This is a genomic window from Rhodococcus tukisamuensis NBRC 100609 (genome assembly GCF_001894985.1).
Classification (GTDB): domain Bacteria; phylum Actinomycetota; class Actinomycetes; order Mycobacteriales; family Mycobacteriaceae; genus Rhodococcus_G; species Rhodococcus_G tukisamuensis.
This window is the reverse complement of record NZ_BCXG01000001.1, coordinates 141,427-156,594: the sequence shown is the minus strand read 5'-3', so window position 1 is coordinate 156,594 and position 15,168 is coordinate 141,427. Positions and strand designations below refer to the sequence as shown.

The following is a 15,168-nucleotide window of genomic DNA, read 5'->3' as shown; positions in this document are numbered from 1 at the left end:
TCCGCGGCGGACGGCTCCGTCGGATCAGCCCTCGAGCTTGTACCCCAGCCCGCGCACCGTGACCAGGTGTTCCGGCTTGGCGGGGTCCGCCTCGATCTTCGAGCGCAGGCGCTTGACGTGCACGTCGAGGGTCTTGGTGTCGCCCACGTAGTCCGAGCCCCACACCCGGTCGATCAGCTGACCACGGGTGAGCACCCGGCCGGAGTTGCGCAGCAGGTACTCGAGCAGGTCGAACTCCTTGAGCGGCAGGGTGACGGCGTCCCCGTTGACCAGCACGGTGTGCCGGTCCACGTCCATCCGCACCGGACCGGCCTCGAGCACGCCGTCGGCGAGCGCCCCGTCCACGTCGTTGTCGGCGCCGCGGCGCAGCACCGCACGGATCCGCGCGATCAGCTCGCGCGCCGAGTAGGGCTTGGTGACGTAGTCGTCGGCGCCCAGCTCCAGCCCGACCACCTTGTCGATCTCGCTGTCGCGGGCGGTGACCATGATGACCGGCACCCCGGACCGGGCCCGCAACTGCTTGCAGACGTCGGTGCCGCTCATGCCCGGCAGCATCAGGTCGAGCAGGACGATGTCGGCACCGGCCCGGTCGAACTCGGCCAGCGCGGACGGGCCGTCGCCGACCACCGTCGCCTCGAAGCCCTCCCGCCGGAGCAGGAACGCCAACGGGTCGGCCAGCGACTCCTCGTCCTCCACAATCAGCACGTTCGTCACCGGTTGGCCTCCAAATTCGTTGCGGCCTGCGGCCGCACAGTGTTGTCGATCGATACGGTCTTGCCTGGTGTAACGGTGGGTTCGGGGATCGCGGGATGCACCGGCGGCTCGTCGTCGAGGAGTTCGTCGTCGACAGCGGTCTCCTGGTGGCCCGGGATGAACAGGGTGAACGTGGAACCGGTGCCCGGCTTGCTCCACAGCGTGATCGAGCCGTTGTGGTTGGCCGCGACGTGCTTGGCGATCGCCAGGCCCAGACCGGTGCCGCCGGTGGCCCGGGCCCGCGCCTTGTCCACCCGGAAGAAGCGTTCGAAGACCCGCTCCTGGTCCTCCTTGGCGATGCCGATGCCGCGGTCGGTGACGGCGATCGCCACCTCGTCGCCGCGGCGGGTGCGGCTGACCGACACCGGGGATCCCTTGGGCGAGTAGGCGATGGCGTTCTCCACCAGGTTCGACAGCGCGGTGATCAGCAGGGTGCGATCGCCCAGCACCTCGAGCCCGCTCGGCCGGTCCGCGGTCACCTCGATGCCGGCGGCCTCGGCCGTCACCCGCGAGCGGCGCATCGCCTCCTCGACCACCTCGTCGACGTCGACGACGTCGAGGTCCGGCAGCTTCTCGGCGCCCTGCAGCCGGGACAGCGCGATCAGTTCGCCGACCATGTTGCCGAGCCGCTTCGACTCGGTGAGGACGCGCTCGCCGAAGTGTCGCACCGACTCGGGATCGTCGGCGGACTCGAGCAGCGCCTCGGCCAACAGGCCCATCGCCCCGACCGGGGTCTTCAGTTCGTGGCTGACGTTCGCCACGAAATCGCGGCGGGTGGCCTCCATCCGGACCTGCTCGGAGTCGTCGTCGGCGAAGAGCACCACGAAGCGGCGGTCCTCCTCGCTGAGCAGGCGCGCGATCCCGCGGACGGCGATCTTGCCGCGTCCACGGCCGGAACCGCGCAGGCTCAGGTCGATCTCCACGGTCTCGCCGGTGTCGAGGACCCGGTTCGCGGCGACCCAGGCCCGCTCGTCGACCAGCCGGTTGCGGACCAGTCCGAGTTCCTCGGCACGCGGGTTGAACAGGACCACGTCCTGGAAGGCGTCGACCACCGCGATGCCGCTGTGGGAGGCGAGGACGATCAGGTCGAGCACCTGGGACATGGTGAGGCCGGACTGTTCCGCCTCCCGGCGGGCGAAGCGCCGCCGCAGCCACGGGACCAGGACGCCACCGACCAGATAGCCACCGACAGCGGCGGCCACGGCCAGCAACACGGCCTGAACGATGTTCACAATTGAATCGTACGGTTCGGTGAACCCCCACCGAACCCGGGTGCGGGCATTTCTCCGCACGTCACGGGCATGCCGAGCCCCGTTTCCCGGCTGTTCACCTGGCGTTCGCCCGGACCCTCCGCCGTGACGGGAGGGTCCGGGTCAGCAACATCGTCGGCTACTTCGCGCCCTGGCTGGCGACGGCCGCGGCACCGGCCGCGGCGGCCTCGGGATCGAGGTAGGTGCCGCCCTTGTTGATCGGCTTCAGGTTCTCGTCGAGGTCGTAGCGCAGCGGGATCCCGGTGGGGATGTTCACGCTGGCGATGTCCTCGTCGGAGATGCCGTCCAGGTGCTTGACCAGCGCGCGCAGCGAGTTGCCGTGGGCGGTGACCAGGACGGTCTTACCGGCCCTGAGGTCCTGGGAGATGGTGTCCTCCCAGTACGGGATGAGCCGCTTGACCACGTCGAGCAGGCACTCGGTCAGCGGGACCTCGCCGATGTCGGCGTACTGCGGGTCGGTGTCCTGGCTGTACTCGCTGCCGGCCTCGATGGCCGGCGGCGGGGTGTCGTAGCTGCGACGCCAGAGCATGAACTGGTCGTCGCCGTACTCCGCCTTGGTCTGGGCCTTGTTCTTGCCCTGCAGGGCGCCGTAGTGCCGCTCGTTCAGACGCCAGTCGCGAACGACCGGGATCCAGTGCCGGTCGGCGGCGTCGAGGGCCAGGTTGGCGGTGTTGATCGCGCGACGCAGCAGCGACGTGTACAGCACGTCCGGCAGCAGGTCGTGCTCCTTGAGGAGCTCGCCGGCCCGCTTGCCCTCCCCGATGCCCTTGTCGGTGAGGTGAACGTCCACCCAGCCGGTGAACAGGTTGAGGGCGTTCCATTCGCTCTCGCCGTGGCGGAGCAGCACAAGTGTTCCAGTACTCATGTGTCAATCCTGACACGCCCGCCGACGCCCCCGCGACGAGCGTCGGCCGGAGCCGACCCGACGCACTATCCGAGCCGCCGACCAGAGTCTGCGGACCCGAAGGTGACATTAACTCGAATATTGACAGTGACTATCAAGTGTGGAGATACTCTCACCAAATCGGGTGGAGAGCGCGGCGCGTCCGTCGTCGCAGACCCACACCATCGGGAGGAGCCCGGGATGTCCCTTCGTGAACGGCAACGACGTCAGGTCCGCGCGGACATTCAGCGCGCCGCCTTCACCCTGTTCGCCCGCGACGGCTACGACGCGGTGACGACGGAGCAGATCGCGGACGCCGCGGGCATCTCGCCGAGCACGTACTTCCGGCACGTGCGCAGCAAGGACGACCTGCTGCTGGATCCGGTGCGCGAGGGCGGCGCGGGCATCGTCGCGCTGGTCGAGGAGCGGCCGGTGTCGGAACCGGCCGACGTGGCGCTCGCGCGGGCGATCCTCGAGCGCTCCACCACGCTCGCGGCCACCGAGACCGAGCAGTGGCGCACTGCGTTCTGCACCGCGCCGCACCTGATGGACCGCGTCGCGCTGATCACGCCGGAACACCGGTCCAGGCTGATCGAACTCGTCGCGCGACGCATGGCGTGTGATCCCGACACCGACAGCAACCCGGGACTGCTGGTGCACCTGATGCTCGCCGCCGCCGAGTTCGGCTACCGGCAGTGGCTGCGCGGCTCGCAGAACCGGGGTGGCTCGCTCCCCGTCTGCGTCGAAGGCGCCGTCAGCGCGGTCCTCCACGACCGCTGGCGTGCCGGCACGGCCGTCCCGCCGGGAGAACCGAACTCCCAAGACTGACCCACCGATTCACGACACCAGTCGACGACCGAGAACAACGACGACAGAGAACAACACGGAGGTTCGAGAAGTGACACAGCACCCCAGCGGATCCGACGACACCGTCGATCTGGTCGTGGTCGGATCCGGCGCCGCCGGGATGGCAGCGGCCATCACCGCCGCCAGGAACGGCCTGACCGTCGTCATCGTCGAGAAGTCGCAGTACTGGGGCGGGTCGTCCGCCCGCTCCGGCGGAGGGGTGTGGATCCCCGGGAACTCGGTGCTGCGGCGGCAAGCGCCCGCTGACGACATCGAGGCCGCGAGAACCTATCTCACCAGCATCGTCGGCGAGGACGCCGATGCCGATCGGATCGACGCCTACATCGACCGTGGCGCCGAGGCCCTGGATTTCCTGATCGAGAACTCGCCGTTGAAGCTGGAGTGGGTGAAGGGCTACTCGGACTACTTCCCGGAGGCTCCCGGTGGGCGGGCGACCGGGCGATCGTGTGAGCCGTTGCCGTTCGACGCTCGCGCATTGGGAGACGATCTCGCCACCCTGCACCCGTCCTATACGAAGGCCCCGCTCGGTGTCGTCGTCAAGCAGTCCGACTACCGGTGGCTGAGCACCGGGCTGCGGACCTGGCGCGGCCCGGTGCGAATGTTGCAGGTCGGTGCGCGGACCATGGCGGGCCGGGTCCGTGGCAGGAAGCTGATCGGCATGGGCTCCGCGTTGATGGCCGAGCTGCTGCTCGGTGTGCGCGCCGCCGGGGTTCCGGTTCGGCTGGGCACCGCGATGACCGACCTGGTCACCGAGGGTGACCGGGTGGTCGGTGTGGTCCTCGAAAGTGGCGGAACCCGAACCACCCTCCGTGCCCGCCGCGGCGTGGTGCTGGCCTGCGGCGGATTCGAGAGCAACCCAGAGATGCGGCAGAAGTACCAGCGCGAGCCGGTCTCGGCGTCGTGGACCCTCGGCGCCCCGAGCAACACCGGCGACGGGATCACCGCCGCACAGCGCGTCGGGGCCACCGTCTCCTACATGGACGACGCCTGGTGGGCTCCGTCCATCCCCCTGCCCAAGGGCCCGTGGTTCGCCCTCGCCGAACGCTCGCTGCCCCGCAGCCTGATGGTCAACGACCGCGGGGTCCGCTTCATGAACGAGTCGCTCCCGTACGTCGAGGCGACCCACCGCATGCTCGGCGGCCCGCACGGGCAGGGCGACGGCCCCGCCGAGAACGTCCCCGCGTGGCTGATCTTCGACCAGACCTACCGCGACCGCTACCTGTTCGCCGGTGTCACCGCCCGTCGACCGCTCCCCCGTTCCTGGATGCGATCCGGGGCCATCACGTCCGCCGGGACAGTCGCCGAACTCGCCGAGCGGATCGGCGTTCCGGCCGACTCCCTCACCGCCACCGTCGAACGGTTCAACGCGCACGCGCGCGCCGGCACCGACCCCGACTTCCACCGTGGCGAGAGCAGGTACGAGCACTACTACGGGGACATCTCGAACAAGCCCAACCCCAGCCTCGGCGAACTCACCAAGGCGCCGTTCTATGCCGCGCAGATGGTTCCCGGCGACCTCGGCACCAAGGGCGGAGTCGACACCGACAGCACGGGTCGGGCGTTGCGTGCGGACGGCACCGTCATCGCCGGTCTGTACGCCGCGGGCAACACCAGCTCACCGGTCATGGGCCACACCTACGCCGGCCCCGGAGCGACCATCGGTCCCGCGATCGTCTTCGGATATCTCGCCGCCCTCGACGCCGCGGGGCACTAGACGCCGGGCGGGCTGCCGGCAGGCGGGGCGAGTCGCCCTGCTGGCCGGCGACCATCCCGCACCGCACACTGGGTGGATGGGTGCCTCGCCGCGCGACCGCTGGGTGCTGCACGTCGACCTCGACCAGTTCGTCGCCGCGGTCGAGGTGCTGCGCCACCCCGAACTACGCGGCCGGCCGGTGATCGTCGGCGGGCGGGGTGACCCCACCGAGCGCGGCGTGGTCTCGACGGCGTCGTACGAGGCCCGCGAGTTCGGGATCGGGTCGGGGATGCCGCTGCGGGTCGCCGCCCGCCGGCTCGTCACCCGCGGCGTCACCGATGCGGTGTTCCTGCCCGTCGACGGCGAGGCGTACACGGCGGCGTCGCGGTTGGTGATGGACACCCTCCGCGAACTCGACGCGGTGGTCGAGGTGCTGGGCTGGGACGAGGCGTTTCTCGGCGTCGCCACCGCGGACCCGGTGGCGTTCGCCCGCGAAGCCCAGGCCGCGGTGCTCGCGGCGACCTCGCTGCACTGTTCGGTGGGCATCGGCGACAACAAGCTGCGCGCCAAGATCGCAACCGGTTTCGGCAAGCCCCGGGGGGTGTACCTGCTGACCGCGGACAACTGGTTCGAGGTGATGGGCGAGCGCGACACGGACGCACTGTGGGGCATCGGCGACAAGACGGCGAAGAAGCTTGCCGCCCTCGGCATACACACCGTTCGCGAGCTGGCCGACGCCGCCGACGGCGAGCTCGCCGACGCGCTCGGCCCCACCATCGGGCCGTGGCTGCACCGGCTCGGCCGCGGGATCGGCGGCGAGGTGGTCACCGCCGAGCCATGGGTGGCCCGCGGCCACGGCCGGGAGACGACCTTTCAGCACAATCTCACCGACCCCGATCAGGTGACGGCCGAGGTGCGCTCGCTGGCCGGGCGGGTCACCGAGGACCTGCGGGCCGAGGGGCGAGCGGCGGTGCGGGTGACGCTGAAGGTCCGGTACGCGCCGTTCGACACGCACACCACCGGCCGCCCGCTGGCCGAGCCGACACTGGACCCGGCGGTGATTGCGGACGCCGCCGCCGCGCTGACCGAGCGGCTGGACCACGACCGCGAGGTCCGCCTGCTGGGCGTACGACTCGACATGACGCCGCCCGACGCACCCGGCTGAGCGGGCGTTCGGTGGCAGCCGGGGAGCGGCCGTCAGTCGAGGCCGGGAACGGTGCCGGGCACGCGTTCAGGTGCGTCCTCGCCCGCGGGTGCGCCGTCGGGCTGGACGCCGTCGCCGATCAGGTGCTCGAACGGCTTCAGGTTGGCCAGCGACTCGCCGCGCGAGACCCGCCAGGCCCACTCGCGCCGGATCGAGGAGGCGAACCCCAGCTCGAGCAGGATGTTGAAGTCGCCGTCGGCGGCCTCGAGGACCTGGCCGAGCACCCGGTCGAGTTCGTCACCGGTGACGGCGTGGGTGGAGATCCGGCCGACCAGGTAGATGTCGCCGGACCGGTCGATCGTGTAGTGCACGCCGTAGAGCCGGCGGTTGCGCCGCAGCAGGTACTTGTAGACACCCTCGAAGTTCTCGTCGGGGTTGCGGCAGACGAACGCCTCGACCCGCACACCGTGGTTGCCGACGCTGAGCAGGCAGGCCGTCTTGAGCTTGCGCTCCCCCGGCAGTTCGACGACGAACTGGTTCTCGCCCTGCCGGGTGTAGTCCATTTCCCGCTCGGCCAGGGCGGCCTCGATCAGGCTGACGGTCTCGTTCACGCGCGCACTCCCAGTCGTCGCAGCTTCCACAGTCCGCGGCCGCGGCGCGGCGCGAGGTCCGGCTGCGGGCGGTAGCCGGCGACGGCCCGCCGGTAGCTCTCCAGCAGCCCGTCCGCGGTGTGCTCCCAGGAGAAGTTCGCGGCGTGCAGCGGCGCCCGGCGCGCCATCTCCGTCAGCCGGCTCGGATCGGTTAGCAGCGACTGCAACGCGTCGGCCCAGTCGTCGGTGCGGTGCCCGGGCACCAGCAGTCCGGTCTCCCCGCCGCGGACCGCGACGCCGAGACCGCCGACGTCGGCCGCCACCACCGGGGTCCCACAGGCCTGGGCCTCGAGGGCCACCAGACCGAAGGACTCCGAGTAGCTGGGCACCGCGACGAGGTCCGAGGCCCGGTAGACCTGCGCGAGCCGGTCGGGCGGCTGCGGCGGCAGGAACGTCACCCGTGGGGCGATGCCGAGCGTGGCCGCGAGCTCGATCAGCGAGTCGGGGCGGTCGAGCCCGGTGCCCGACGGCCCGCCGACCACCACCACCCGCACCGGCAGCCCCGGTTGACGGGCCATCAGCTCCGCGGCGGCGCGCAGCAGCACGTCGGGAGCCTTCAGCGGCTGGATCCGGCCGACGAAGGTGACGATCAACTCGTCCGGGTCCAGGCCGACCTCGGCGCGGGCCGCGGCGCGGTCGCCCGGCTGGTAGCGCGAGAGGTCGGCGCCGGGCGCCACCACGTCGATCCGGCCGGGGTCGGCGCCGTAGACCTCGACCAGTTTGTCGGCCTCGTCGGCGGTGTTGGTGATCAGCCGGTCGGCCTCCGCGACCACCTGCTGCTCGCCGATCTGCCGGGCGGCCGGTTCCGGGGTGTCGCCCTCGGCGAGCGCCGCGTTCTTGACCGCGGCCAGGGTGTGCGCGGTGTGCACCAGCGGCACTCCCCACCGGTCGCGGGCGAGCCAGCCCACCTGCCCGGAGAGCCAGTAGTGCGAGTGCACCAGGTCGTAGTAGCCCGGCGGGTGGTGCGCCTCCTCGCGCAGCACCCCGGCCGTGAACGCGCACAGCTGCGTGGGCAGGTCGTGCTTGTCGAGGCCCTCGAACGGTCCGGCGACCACGTTGCGCACCAGGACGCCGGGCGCGGCCTCGACCACCGGGGCGTCCGCGGAGGACGTGGCCCGGGTGAAGATCTCCACCTCGACGCCTCGCTCGGCGAGTCGCAGGGCGCTCTGCAGGACGTAGACGTTCATCCCGCCCGCGTCCCCGGTCCCCGGTTGAGCCAATGGGGAGGTGTGGACCGACAGAACGGCCACCCTCCTCAACCGATGGTTATGCGCTGGCGTCACGACCCCATCTTGCCCTCTGCAGGCGGCGCCGCCACACCCAGCACCGCACGACCACGCGCGGGGCGCGGCCGCACCGGCCGAACGACTGTGACCCAGGTCTCCGCCGGGGCTGTCACACTCCCGGTCCCTGCGGTGTCTAGTTGGTGAAGAGCCACTCGTCGAGGGAGGAAGCGCCATGAACGCGTCACAAGGAACCCGATCCAGCGAAGTCCCGCCCAGGAACGTCGTGGTGGTCGGTGCGGGATACGCGGGCGTGATCGCCGCGAACCGGATCCAGGCCGCGCGCCGACCCGGCGTCACCGTCACCGTGGTCAACCCGCGGTCCGAGTTCGTCGAACGCGTCCGGCTGCACCAGCACGCGGCGGACGGCGCGGACGCCACCACCGCGCTCTCCGGACTGCTGGACCCCGCCGTGCGGGTCCGGGTCGCGACCGTCGACCGGATCACCGACGCCGCGGTGGTCCTCGACGACGGCGGATCGCTCGACTTCGACCTCCTCGTCTACGCGGTGGGAAGCCGGTCCGACCGCGGGGTCGGCGCCGAGCACACGCACACGGTCGGAGACCTCGAGGACGCCGACCGGCTCCGGTCACGGCTGCGGGAACTGGCCGACGACTCGAGCGTCGTGGTCGTGGGCGGCGGGCTGACCGGCATCGAGACCTCCGCCGAGATCGCCGAACGGCTCCCCGGCCGGACGGTGCGCCTGGTGTCCGCGGGTCCGGTGGCCGAGGGCCTGTCCGAGCGCGGCCGACGCGGCGTCACCCGCACGCTCGCCCGACTCGGCGTCGAGGTGCACGCGGGCAGCCGGATGCTCCGCGCCGAGCCCGGCCGCGTGGTGCTGGCGGACGGCACGGTCCTGGCCAGCGACTGCACGATCTGGGCGGGCGCCCTCGGGGTGCCGGACCTGGCCCGGCGCAGCGGTCTGCCGGTCGACGGCGCCGGCCGGCTGCAGACCGACGAGAACCTGGTGTGCCTCGGGCACCCGAACGTGATCGGCGTCGGCGATGCCGTCGCACCGCCGGAGCGGGTCGCCGGGCACATCCGGATGAGCTGCCAGGCCGCCATCCCGCTCGGCGCGCACGGCGCCGACACCGCGCTCGCCCTGCTCGACGGGCGGGCGCCGCGGCCGCTGTCCATCGGCTTCGCGTCGCAGTGCATCAGCCTGGGCCGGCGGGCGGGCGTGGTCCAGCTCGTCCGCGCCGACGACAGCCCCCGCCGCATCGCGCTCGGCGGGCGCACCGCGGCGGTGGTCAAGGAACTGATCTGCCGTTCCGCCCGCTGGGGGGTGGGCACCCGCGGGTCCGCCGTCCGTTGGCCGGTGCCCGGTCCCACGCCGACCCGGCAGACCCAGGACACGTCGGCGTGAGCCCCGCCGACGAGTTCACCGAGTACCGGCCGCTGCTGTTCACCATCGCCTACGAGATCCTCGGCAGCGCCGCGGACGCGGAGGACGCGTTGCAGGACAGCTACCTCCGGTGGTCGGAGGTGGACCGGGCCGGCATCGACAGTCCGCGCGCCTACCTCGCGCAGGTCGTCACCCGGCAGGCGCTGAACCAGCTGCGGTCGGCGGGACGCCGGCGCGAGGACTACGTGGGGAGCTGGCTGCCGGAACCGATCCGCACCGAGCCCGACGCCGCCGAGGACGTACTCCTCGCCGAATCGGTGTCGATGGCGATGCTGCTGGTGCTCGAGACGCTCAGCCCCGACGAACGCGCGGTGTTCGTGCTGCGGGAGGTGTTCGGGTTCAGCCATCGCGAGGTGGCCGAGGCGGTCGGGAAGTCGGAGGCGGCGGTGCGACAGACCTCGCACCGCGCCCGGTCCCACGTCCACTCCAGGCGCAGGCGATTCGAGCCGAGTTCCACGGCGGCCCAGGAGGTGGCCGGTCAGTTCCTCAGTGCCGCGGTCACCGGCGACATCCAGGCCCTGATGGACCTGATGGCACCGGACGTCGTCGAGATCTCGGACGGCGGCGGGAAGGTCAGTGCCGCGCGCCGGCCCGTCGTGGGCCGGGAGCGGGTGGCCCGCTTCATGGCCGGTCTCGCCCGGACCGGCCCGGCCGACCTGAGGTTCGAGGTGGGACTGTTCAACTCCCTGCCGTCGGTGCTGATCTACTCGGGCGAGCACCTGGACACCGTGGCCATGTTCGAGGTCACCGACGCGCTGATCTCGGGGATCTACCTGGTGCGCAACCCCGACAAGCTGGCGGGGGTGGCGCAGTCACGAGCCCTGACCCGCTGAGGACCGCCCGGGCTAGCATCCGCACCCGGGCTGTACGCGTCGCACCGGCAATTGCGGGTGCGACGCGTACGCCCGGGGTGCGGATCAGCCCAACGCGTCGATGAACGCGCCGACCTCGGAGACGAACCGCTCCGGGTCCTCGACGAAGGGGCCGTGGTTGCAGCCCTCCCAGAACGACGCGGTGGCACGGGGCAGCAGGTCGACGGCGTGGCGGGCCGCGGACACGTCGACCACCGTGTCCGAGGTGCCGTGCAGGACCAGTACCGGCAGGTCCAGCCCGGCCAGCAGTTCGTCGTGACCGACCGCGCGGTCGAACATGGCGGCCCGCACGCGCGGCCGAGTGGACAGGCTCGCACCGAACAGGGCCTGCGACTGCGCGCCCTTGCCGTCGGCCTGGCCGGTCAGCGCGGTGCCGAAGCTGCCGAGCGCGCGGATGGCCTCCCCTGCCTCCTCAGACATCGCGGCGGGGATGGCCTCGCGCATCGCCGACCCGACGCGTCCACCCTTCTGACCGGGACCGATGCTGGTGATCGCGCCGACCAGGACCAGCCCCGCAACCGCGTCGACACCGCACTCGGCGAGGTAGTCGCAGATCACCAGCCCGCCGTACGACCAGCCGAGCAGGACCGCGCCGGAGTCCACCGACTCGGCGGCGAGCACGGCGGCGACGTCGCCTGCCCAGACCTTCGAGTCGTCGTAGCCTGTCTCGGGCGCGCCCGAGTAGCCGTGACCGCGCAGGTCGACGGCGATCACCCGGTAACGCTGGGCGAGGGCGTCGAGGACCCTGTCGCCCCAGCAGTCCAGGGACTGCGCCCAGCCGTGCAGCAGCACGAGCGGGCGGGCGTCTTCGGATCCGGTGACGCGGTAGACGATGGACGTGCCGTCGATGCCGGCTGCCTCTCGGATGCTCATGCGTTGCACACTACGAGTGTCGGCGGGCAGACCCGGCACGCGGCACGCGCGTGGGGCAGATTCGTCGCAAATCGGACACCGGGCTCGGCCCGTCGATGCGGTGCCTGGAGACGCGGCGCGGTCCCTCGTCAAGACGTCACAGGTAGGGCTTGGTCAGCAACTCCAGGAAATGGCCGGCGGGGTCGAGCGTGTAGAGCCGCTGGCCGCCGTCCTCGTCGCTGATCTCGTTGGCCCTGGTGCGCCAGGGGTCCGCCCAGTAGTCCCGATCAGCGTCCACCAGCCACTCTCGCGCCTCGGCGAAATGACGGTCGGTCACGAGGAACGCGTAGTGCTGCGGCGGGAAGTCGATCGGCGGCTGCGCGAACTGAAGCAGCACGCCGTCGGCGATGGTCAGATTCGTGAACACTCCCCAGGAGGGCGCGTCCGCGGCCTCGAGCAGGTGCTTGTAGTAGGCGGCCGATTCGGAAGCGTTCTTGGCCGCGATGATCGTGTGGTTGAAGCGTGCAGGCATGGGGTCTCCAAAGTCAGTGAGCAGTGGACGGAGGGAAATCCACGCGCTTCGGAGGTGCCCGGGATCGGCGCTGCTGCGCCGATTGCGCCGTCAGGGATCGACCGGTTCGCCCGTCTGTGTACGGCTCGAAGCCTGACCGGTCATCACGAGTGAACGATAGCCCGGCGCGGCCTCAGTGCGAAGAGGTGGCGGGCAAGGTGATTCGGGCACCTTCGGCAGCGTGGAACTCAGCCGAGCATCGCGACGATCTCGTCCACGTCGGCGTGCACCGCGCCGATCCGCCCGGACTCCTCGAGGTGCCGGTCGTCGACGCCAGAGACAGCGTCGGCGGCGATCAGCACCCGCAGGTCGCGCTCGCTCGCCCCGAAGATCGTCGCGCGCGGACAGTTCGGGTAGTTGCAGCCGGCGACCACCACCGTGTCGATGCCGAGCCCGGCGAGATGCTCCTCGAGGCGGGTCCGGTGGAAGGCGCTCCACCGCGGCTTGAACAGGACGGACTCGGTCGGCGAAACCACCTGCAGACCGCCGGCGAGCAGCAGTGCGGGATCCAGGTCCGGCACCGTCAACTCCGGTACCACCTGTGACCCCGCCGTGCCTGGTCGGGCGAATCCCGCACCCACCGCCAGCGCGGTGCGCCGGACCAGGTCCACGTCTTCGCCCGCGTACAGCCGCACCACGTGGACGATCGGGCGCGACGCGGCGCGGTAGGCCGTCACCAGCCGGACGATCGCGGGCACGACCGCGGTGGTCCCGTCGATCGGACTCGCCCTGCCGTCGACGAAGTCACGTTGGGTGTCGATCACCAGCAACGCCGACCGCTCGAGATGCGGAGCTGTCCAGCGGTCGAGGTCTCGCGTCAGGCGACTCACGGCATCGAGCGTATTACCCGGGGTTGCAATCCGCGCCGGTCTAGCATCGAATCATGGACCTGCAAGAGATCTTGGCGACCATGCCGTTTGCGGCGAAATCCGGAGTCGAACTGGTGTCGGCGAACGCCGGCGAGGTGGTCGGCCGACTCGCCTGGAGCGAGGACGTCACCACGACGGATCGAATCATGCACGGCGGCGCCCTCACCACCCTCGCCGACACGGTCGGCGCCGTCTCCGCATACCTCAACATTCCGTCGGGGGCGTCCCGGGTGACGACGGCGTCCAATGCCGTGTTCGCACGCCAGGTGCGCCGCGGCGTCGTGACCGGCACCGCGCGACCGCTGCACGTCGGCCGCAAGACCGTGCTGGTGTCGATCGACATCATGGACGAGGAAGGCCGGCTGGTCTCGCAGGTGACCCAGTCGCACGCCGTCCTCGGCGAACTGGGGCCGTAGATTCCCTTACGTCGCGTGTAACAGGCTGTGCCACATCGACATCCGACGTAGCCTGCGACCATGACACCCGACGAACTGCTCGCCACCATGCCCTTCGCGCTGCACACCGGCGTCACGCTGACCGCGGCCACGCCCGCCGAGACGGTCGGCACGCTCGACTGGAGCGAGCACCGGACCACCGCGGGGCCCGGCATGCACGGCGGCGCGCTGATGACCCTCGCGGACACCGTCGGCGCCGTCTGCGCCTTCCTCAACCTCCCGGCGGGCGCCGCCACCTCCACGACCAGTTCGAACACTGTCTTCACCCGCGGCGTCCGCAAGGGCACCGTCACCGCCACTGCCCGCCCGCTGCACGTGGGCCGCAGCACGGTCGCGATCGTCATCGAGGTCCGTGACGACGAGGACCGACTGGTCGCCCAGGTCACCCAGTCGCAGGCCGTCCTCGCCGGTTCCCCGATGTCACAGTGAGTGCCTCGGGCGGTACCCGATGTGTGACATCGGGAAACTGACCGGCGGGGGTCGGTTCGCGCTCGACGCCCTGCCGATCGCCGCGCCGCGGACTACCGTGGGGCGATGTCGCGTCTGCTCGACAGATATCGCGCCACCGGCGCCGACCTGCCCTTCGGGGACCTCCTGCCCGCACACGGCGTCGCCATGGAGGGCTACTTCTGGCGGTTCACTCTCCCCGAGTCCGGCCGGGTGGTGATCGCCCTGTGCGGGGTCAACCGCGCGGCCGACGGCGGGTGGGCCACCCTCGGGCTGGCCGGCCATCCGAACCGCTTCCTGCGCACCGCCGCCCACCCCACCGGGTGGGCCGATCCGCACCGTCTCGGCGCGCATGCGGGCGAGAAGTTCCACGGCGAACGCGGCGGCCTGCGGGTGGACCTCGGGCCCGACGCCCGACTCGACGTGCGGATAACGAATCCGACGCCCTGGCCGCGCCGAGGGTTCGGTGGTTCCGGTGTCTTCCAGTCGGTTCCGGGTCTCAACCAGTACTGGCACCCCTGGTTGCTCGGCGGCCGGGCCGAGGGCCACGCCGTGCTGGACGGCGAGGAGTGGGACCTCAACGGAGCCCAGGTGTACGCCGAGAAGAACTGGGGCCGAGGCGGATTCCCGGAATCGTGGTGGTGGGGCCAGGCGCAGGGTTTCGCCGAACCCGAGGCCTGCGTGGCGTTCGCGGGCGGGCAGGTGAGCGCCGGACCGCTGCGCACCGAGGTCACCGCCGTGGTGGTGCGCCTGCCGGACGGCCGGCTGCTGCGGCTCGTCCACCCGGCACTCTCGCCGGTCCGCGCCGCCGTCACCGACGAGCACTGGATCCTGCGAGGGCGCAGTCCGAACTGGAGCGTGGACATCGAGGGCCACGGCCCCGTCGGCGACGCGCACGTGCTGCCGGTGCCGCTGCCCACCGAGCGTCGCAACATCGCGGGCGCGATCGAGCACCTGGGCGCCCGGATGCGCGTCTCGGTGCGCCGACGCGGCCGGGAGGTCTGGTCGGGACAGTCCACGCTCGCCGCGCTCGAGCACGGCGGCCTCGGCCTGGCGAGGGCCGAGACCGACCGGCGGGGCGGGTCGCCGAACGCGACCGATGCCGCTCCCCTGCCGCCCCGGCCGCGGTGACCAGCTTCGCTACTTCGTTGCG

Annotated in this window: 16 protein-coding genes; 8 read left to right on the top strand and 8 right to left on the bottom strand. The window is 71.4% G+C overall.

Features of this window, described 5'->3' with window-relative positions; translation table 11 throughout:
• Positions 1-24: 24 nt before the first annotated feature.
• From RT2_RS00735 to RT2_RS00725, 3 genes are all read right to left on the bottom strand, one after another.
• Positions 25-714 (bottom strand): winged helix-turn-helix domain-containing protein, encoded by a 690-nt coding sequence (locus RT2_RS00735; RefSeq protein ID WP_072842603.1) that lies wholly within the window; start codon positions 712-714, stop codon positions 25-27.
• Positions 711-1,985 carry a sensor histidine kinase gene (locus RT2_RS00730; RefSeq protein WP_083576985.1) on the bottom strand — a complete coding sequence of 425 codons (1,275 nt, stop codon included), beginning with the start codon at positions 1,983-1,985 and terminating at the stop codon, positions 711-713. The genes RT2_RS00735 and RT2_RS00730 overlap by 4 nt, the downstream gene beginning before the upstream one ends.
• Positions 1,986-2,142: 157 nt before the next feature.
• Positions 2,143-2,889, bottom strand: coding sequence for a phosphoglyceromutase (locus RT2_RS00725; RefSeq protein ID WP_072842602.1), 747 nt, complete (start codon positions 2,887-2,889; stop codon positions 2,143-2,145).
• Positions 2,890-3,108: 219 nt separating this feature from the next.
• On the opposite strand from RT2_RS00725, the gene RT2_RS00720 reads away from it, so the two are divergent.
• The 3 genes from RT2_RS00720 (at position 3,109) to RT2_RS00710 (ending at position 6,632) form a co-directional block, all read left to right on the top strand.
• Positions 3,109-3,735, top strand: a complete 627-nt coding sequence (locus RT2_RS00720; RefSeq protein ID WP_072842601.1) for a TetR/AcrR family transcriptional regulator — start codon at positions 3,109-3,111, stop codon at positions 3,733-3,735.
• A 70-nt stretch (positions 3,736-3,805) separates the two neighbouring features.
• Entirely contained in the window at positions 3,806-5,488 is a 1,683-nt protein-coding gene (kstD, locus tag RT2_RS00715; RefSeq protein ID WP_072842600.1) for a 3-oxosteroid 1-dehydrogenase, read from the top strand.
• A 76-nt stretch (positions 5,489-5,564) separates the two neighbouring features.
• Positions 5,565-6,632: a DNA polymerase IV gene (locus RT2_RS00710; protein ID WP_072842599.1), complete on the top strand. Its 1,068-nt coding sequence runs from the start codon at positions 5,565-5,567 to the stop codon at positions 6,630-6,632.
• Between the two features lie 32 nt (positions 6,633-6,664).
• On the opposite strand, the gene RT2_RS00705 is transcribed toward RT2_RS00710, so the two are convergent.
• Both RT2_RS00705 and mshA read right to left on the bottom strand, forming a co-directional pair.
• Positions 6,665-7,222 carry a type III secretion system chaperone family protein gene (locus RT2_RS00705; protein WP_083576984.1) on the bottom strand — a complete coding sequence of 186 codons (558 nt, stop codon included), beginning with the start codon at positions 7,220-7,222 and terminating at the stop codon, positions 6,665-6,667.
• Positions 7,219-8,544, bottom strand: coding sequence for a D-inositol-3-phosphate glycosyltransferase (gene mshA / locus RT2_RS00700; RefSeq protein ID WP_072842598.1), 1,326 nt, complete (start codon positions 8,542-8,544; stop codon positions 7,219-7,221). Before mshA ends, RT2_RS00705 begins: the two co-directional genes overlap by 4 nt.
• A gap of 175 nt (positions 8,545-8,719) precedes the next feature.
• On the opposite strand from mshA, the gene RT2_RS00695 reads away from it, so the two are divergent.
• Both RT2_RS00695 and RT2_RS00690 read left to right on the top strand, forming a co-directional pair.
• Complete coding sequence (locus RT2_RS00695; protein ID WP_072842597.1) at positions 8,720-9,910, top strand: NAD(P)/FAD-dependent oxidoreductase; 1,191 nt, start codon at positions 8,720-8,722, stop codon at positions 9,908-9,910.
• Positions 9,907-10,782, top strand: a complete 876-nt coding sequence (locus RT2_RS00690; RefSeq protein WP_072842596.1) for an RNA polymerase sigma-70 factor — start codon at positions 9,907-9,909, stop codon at positions 10,780-10,782. The genes RT2_RS00695 and RT2_RS00690 overlap by 4 nt, the downstream gene beginning before the upstream one ends.
• 84 nt (positions 10,783-10,866) lie before the next feature.
• On the opposite strand, the gene RT2_RS00685 is transcribed toward RT2_RS00690, so the two are convergent.
• The 3 genes from RT2_RS00685 to RT2_RS00675 all read right to left on the bottom strand — a co-directional run bounded on the left by RT2_RS00685 (position 10,867) and on the right by RT2_RS00675 (position 13,074).
• Positions 10,867-11,694, bottom strand: coding sequence for an alpha/beta fold hydrolase (locus RT2_RS00685; RefSeq protein WP_072842595.1), 828 nt, complete (start codon positions 11,692-11,694; stop codon positions 10,867-10,869).
• 136 nt (positions 11,695-11,830) lie between these two features.
• Positions 11,831-12,205: a VOC family protein gene (locus tag RT2_RS00680; RefSeq protein WP_072842594.1), complete on the bottom strand. Its 375-nt coding sequence runs from the start codon at positions 12,203-12,205 to the stop codon at positions 11,831-11,833.
• 227 nt (positions 12,206-12,432) lie between these two features.
• Positions 12,433-13,074, bottom strand: coding sequence for a cysteine hydrolase family protein (locus tag RT2_RS00675; protein ID WP_072842593.1), 642 nt, complete (start codon positions 13,072-13,074; stop codon positions 12,433-12,435).
• A 53-nt stretch (positions 13,075-13,127) separates the two neighbouring features.
• Between RT2_RS00675 and RT2_RS00670 the strand changes: the two genes are divergently transcribed.
• The 3 genes from RT2_RS00670 (at position 13,128) to RT2_RS00660 (ending at position 15,146) form a co-directional block, all read left to right on the top strand.
• Positions 13,128-13,529, top strand: a complete 402-nt coding sequence (locus RT2_RS00670) for a PaaI family thioesterase (RefSeq protein ID WP_072842592.1) — start codon at positions 13,128-13,130, stop codon at positions 13,527-13,529.
• Positions 13,530-13,589: 60 nt separating this feature from the next.
• Positions 13,590-13,997 carry a PaaI family thioesterase gene (locus RT2_RS00665; protein ID WP_072842591.1) on the top strand — a complete coding sequence of 136 codons (408 nt, stop codon included), beginning with the start codon at positions 13,590-13,592 and terminating at the stop codon, positions 13,995-13,997.
• 105 nt (positions 13,998-14,102) lie between these two features.
• Entirely contained in the window at positions 14,103-15,146 is a 1,044-nt protein-coding gene (locus RT2_RS00660; protein WP_072842590.1) for a tocopherol cyclase family protein, read from the top strand.
• Positions 15,147-15,168: the final 22 nt, after the last annotated feature.